3 protein-coding genes and 2 pseudogenes are annotated in these 5056 nt (G+C 60.5%); all 5 read left to right on the forward strand.

The window, feature by feature from the left end:
* Nucleotides 1–592: pseudogene (locus tag Q7O77_RS14465) on the forward strand (allophanate hydrolase); the annotation flags it as partial.
* A 191-nt stretch (nucleotides 593–783) separates the two neighbouring features.
* Nucleotides 784–2100, forward strand: coding sequence for a cytosine permease (locus tag Q7O77_RS14470; RefSeq protein WP_304168679.1), 1317 nt, complete (start codon nucleotides 784–786; stop codon nucleotides 2098–2100).
* 419 nt (nucleotides 2101–2519) lie between these two features.
* Nucleotides 2520–3263, forward strand: a complete 744-nt coding sequence (locus Q7O77_RS14475; protein ID WP_304168682.1) for a FadR/GntR family transcriptional regulator — start codon at nucleotides 2520–2522, stop codon at nucleotides 3261–3263.
* Nucleotides 3264–3348: 85 nt separating this feature from the next.
* Nucleotides 3349–4860 (forward strand): ABC transporter substrate-binding protein, encoded by a 1512-nt coding sequence (locus tag Q7O77_RS14480; protein ID WP_304168684.1) that lies wholly within the window; start codon nucleotides 3349–3351, stop codon nucleotides 4858–4860.
* Nucleotides 4861–4940: 80 nt separating this feature from the next.
* Nucleotides 4941–5056 (forward strand): annotated as a pseudogene (locus Q7O77_RS14485) (ABC transporter permease); the annotation flags it as partial.

The raw sequence follows: 5056 nt of genomic DNA on the forward strand, positions 1-5056 counted from the left end.
CACGCTGGGCGCGCTGGGCGGGTGGGAAGGACGTCGGCTACAGGAGGGCGATCGGCTGCCTATCGGTGAACCGACCGGCGTCGGGACCGAAGGTGCGAAGGTGCCGGAGGCCCTGTGTCCCCGCTTGGAAAAAGAGGTCACGCTGCGGCTGGTGCGCGGCCTCTATATTCACCGCCTGACCGACGCCGCGGCGGAACAGTTTTTTGCCGATACCTGGCGGGTCGGCACCGAGGCGGACCGCATCGGCTATCGCCTGAAAGGCGGTCAACCGCTGGAATATCTGCCTCGCACGCCGCCGTTCGGCGCGGGTTCAGACCCGTCCAATATCGTCGACGCCTGCTACCCCATCGGCTCTGTACAGGTGCCGGGCGGGCTGGAACCCATCATCCTGCTGCGCGACGCGGTTTCCGGCGGCGGGTACATGACGCTGGGCACGGTCATCAGCGCCGATCTGGATCGGGTCGCGCAGTTGCAACCGCATCATCAGGTGCGCTTTGTGCCGGTATCGCTGGAAGAAGCGCTCGTCGCCCGACGGCAGTCCCAGCAGCGGCTGGCGCAGTTAAGAGACTGGATCGGCCGACAGACGGCTTGATCCCGCCCGGCGGCCTTCGCCGGTTTAGGTCGCGTTACAGCATCGATCGTCCTGTCTAGGGCCATGCGGTATCCACCGTCCGCATGGCGATTCGTGCTGCCTGCGACTGGTTGTTCATCGCTATGACAGGGCCTTTTCCGATGTTCGTCGGTCAGGTGTGGCTTTCCCCTTTTGCAGTCAGGAGTACCCCTATGGCAGATCTTTCTGATGTAAAACTGACCGCCCCGGCGACGGAGTCCGGCACGGTCACCGACAACGAACGCATGGGCAAACTCTCGCTCACTATGGCGTGGTGGGCGGTATGCAGCGCGCTGTTTTATATTGTGGTCGGCGCGTCGCTTGCGCAGAGCTGGGGCGCGAAAAACGCCATCATCGGCATGGTGTTGTCAGTGGTCAGCTATGGCGTGATCAATGGGATCATCAGCCGGTTCGCGATTAAAACCGGGCTGTCGGTTTCTCTGTTTTCGCAGGCGTTGTTCGGTCGGCTCGGGTCGTCGCTCGCCACGCTGATTTTCTTCTCGACGGCCATCTACTACGCCGTGTTCGAAGGTTCGGTCATCGCCTTCGCGCTCAACCATCTGTTCCCGGCGTTGCCTTACGCCGCCGCCGCGCTGGTGGTCGTGCTGTACAGCGTACCGCTGATTTTCGGCAGCGTGCAGCACTGGCTGGATAAATTCAACGGCGTCCTGCTACCGTTTTATTTGCTTGGATTGCTGCTGACGGTGGCGGTGTCTATCCAGCAAAACGGCTATAACCCGCAATGGCTCGCGTTCGGTCCTGCCGATCCGCCGGCCTACGGCTGGTGGCACTGCTTCACCTACTATATGGGCGTGTGGATCCTGATGATGTATACCTTCGACTACGCCCGCTATGGCAAAGCGAAGGATGCGGATTATCACGCGGGCATGAACTTCGGTATGCCGTTTTATCTGATCACCTTTTTGCTCAACGGCGTCGCGGGCATCTATCTGGTCAGCGGATTCTCAGAAAGCGACGGACTCAGTGAAACCGGCGTGGTGGTGGCGATCCTCAACCTGCTGGGACTGTGGGGGCTGTTCTTCGTCTGGGTGACACAAACCCGCATCAATACCGCCAACTATTTTCTGGCGACGGTGAATATGCAGGACTTTTTCCGGCTGCTGTTCCGGCTGCGCTTCCGGCGGATTATCTGGGCTTGTCTGGTCGGGGCGGTGGTTTATGCGCTGATGCTGGCGGATGTGTTCAGCTACATTTTGCAGGCGTTGGCGTGGCAGGGGGTCTTCGTGGTGGCCTGGGTGGGCGTGGCGCTGAGCTACATTTTGACGCCTGCGCGTCAGGCGCTCGGCATCCACTTTGACCGCAATATTAACCTCTCGGGGCTGCTTGCCTGGGGCGGGAGTGTCGCCGTCGGCATGGTGTTGATGTACGCGGAGGGGGCATGGACATCCTGGTCTGCGCCCGCCACGTTTATCACCGCGTTTATGCTGTATCGTCTACTGCCCGCCGCGACGCCGCGCGCAGTAGCGTGAGGTGACCGCCGCCGCCGCCTTTGACGGACGGCGGCGCTTTCTCTCCGCGCATCGGTGGAGATCCATGCGCCAATGTTACCCGCATCAACGAGCGCCCGCTGCGTTCATCCATCACAAATTCTTATTGTTAATCATCTGCTTGGCGGCTATCTCGCGGTGAGAGATGGCCTCGCAGATCGTTTTTTTTCACCTATTCACGAAAAACTGACGGGAAATATCCCGATATAAAACGCTTGAAAAATCGACAGTCGCCACGTATTCGACCGGTTGACCCGCTCATTGCCGCAGTATCTGTACTCAATCTCTTCCAATGCCAGTGATTTTGCGGCTATTTGCTGCATGTTCAGCACTTTTCCGCCGTATTGACTTGCCTCGGTCATCGTGCTTTTTTTGAACCAATTACCAATTGGAGTGAACCAATGAGCGACGGGAACCGCGTTAATAAAACGGAAAATTCACATTATGCACTCGAGCGATTGCGCGAACTCCTGCGCGTGAGCGCGTTGGAGCCCGACGGCAAACTGCCGACAGAACGCGCGCTCTCCGAGCTGTGGGGCGTGGGCCGACGCGAGGTGAGGCGCGCGCTGGAGGTGCTGGAAGCGGAAGGGCTGATCTGGCGTAAGCAGGGCGCGGGCACTTTTCTCGGGCAGAAGCCGGACCATTGGGGCACCCATGCGGCCAATCTGATCGAAGGAACCAATTTCATGGAAATCATGGAGGTGCGGCTGAGGATCGAGCCGCAGCTGGCGCAGTTGGCCGCGCTGCGCGCCAAGCCGTCGGACATCGTACGCATGCGGGCGCTGCGCGACAAAATCTATGAGCGCACCGACGCCGACTGGCGCGAACTGTGGGACGGCTCCTTGCATCGGCTGATTGCGCAAAGCGCAGGCAACCAGCTGTTCCTGTCGCTGTTCGACGTGGTGAACCGCGTGCGGCAGTACCCGGCCTGGCAGGCGCTCCGCGCGCTGGCCCGTAGCCACAATGCGTCGCTTACCGACTCGCATAGCGACCACACGGAAATCATCGACGCGATTGCCGCCCACGACCCGGTCAGGGCGGGCGAGGCGATGCGCCAACATCTGCTGACGCTGGAGGAGCGGCTGATCCGCCACACCTCGATGGGCCACTATGCCCCGGCCGACGCCGACGCGCTCCGCCGCTAACGGTTTTTCAGTAGGCCAGCGCCGTCTGACCTGCCTTTCATTGCGCCGAATCCCGGCGATGGCTATCGACCAGAGGAAACATGACATGAACCGACTTATCAAACAGACCGGACTCTTGCTGGCCGGTGCGGTGATGGCGACGACGGCGCAGGCGGTGGAGTTACGCATCGGCCTGCAGGACGATCCGGACGTACTGGACCCGGCTCAGTCCCGCACGTTTGTCGGCCGCATCATTTACACCAGCCTGTGCGATCGGCTGGTGGACGTCGACAACCGTCTGTCGATTATCCCTCAGCTGGCGACGCAGTGGACGTGGGGCGACGGCGGTAAAACGTTAACGATGGATCTGCGCAAGGGTGTCGTGTTCCATGACGGTACGCCGTTTAACGCGGAAGCGGTGGTGTACAACATTCATCGCTACATGACGATGCCGGAGTCCCGTCGCAAGAGCGAACTGGCCTCTGTGGCTAGCGTCGAAGCGAACGGCGACTACCAGGTGAAGTTCACGTTGAAAAGCCCGGACGCCAGCCTGCTGGCCCAGCTGTCTGACCGCGCAGGCATGATGATCTCTCCGACGGCGGGCAAGCGGCTGGGGGCGAACTTCGGCTCGGATCCGGTGTGCTCCGGCGCATTCAAGTTCGTGCAGCGCGTTCAGCAGGACCGCATCGTGCTGGAGAAATTTCCCCGTTACTGGAATGCCGACAACATCTTTATCGATAAGGTCACCTTCCTCCCCATTCCGGACACGACCGTGCGCTTAGCGAACCTGCAGTCCGGCGAGCTGGATCTGGCGGAGCGCATCTCGGCGTCGGACGTGGCCGCCGTGCAGCAGAACCCGAATCTGAACTACGGCAAAGTCATCGGGCCGGGCTACATGGCGCTGTACGTCAACATCGGCAACGGGCCGGAGGCGAACAATCCATTCGGCAAAGACAAGCGTCTGCGTCAGGCCTTCTCGCTGTCCATTGACCGTGAGGCGATCAATCAGGTGGTCTTCGAAGGCACCGCGCTGGCCGGGAATCAGCCGTGGCCCTCCAGCAGCCCGTGGTACAACCAGAGCCTGCCGGTTCCCGCGCGAGATGTGGCCAAGGCCAAAGCGCTGATGAAGGCGGCGGGCTACGAGAAATACGATATCGAACTCCAGCACGCCAACAACACGACGCAGACCCAGATGATGCAGGTGATCCAGTCAATGGCGGCCGAGGCCGGTTTCAACGTCAAACTGAAAGCCACTGAATTCGCCACGCTGCTGTCCGAGCAGACGGCGGGGAACTACGTATTGTCGCGCTCCGACTGGTCGGGCCGTGCCGATCCGGACGGCAACATTCACCAGTTTGTGACCTGCAAAGGCGGTATCAACGACACCAAATACTGCAATCCGGACGTGGACAAGCTGCTGAACGAAGCGCGCGAATCCACGGATAACGCGGTACGTAAAGCCCGCTATGACGCCGCGACCAAGATTCTGGATGACGACCTGCCGCTGATCTATCTCGGCCATCAGGCCTATCTGTATGCCTACTCCAAAAAAATCGCCGGATTCACTCCGTCGGCTGACGGGATGATCCGCCTGACGGGCGTCAAAAAAAGCGACTAGTCCGGCGTGCGTTCGTCGGGAGGCAGAGCGGCCCCTCGGCGAACCCGGTCGAGGCACTCACTGAATAAGGAAACGCGCCAATGTACATCTATATCGGCAAGCGCCTGCTGGTGGCGATACCGACGCTCCTGATTATCTCCATTTTCGTTTTTTCGCTGCAAAAGCTGCTGCCGGGCGATCCGATCCTGGCGATGGC

Source organism: Lonsdalea britannica (assembly GCF_946477055.1).
Classification (GTDB): domain Bacteria; phylum Pseudomonadota; class Gammaproteobacteria; order Enterobacterales; family Enterobacteriaceae; genus Lonsdalea; species Lonsdalea britannica_A.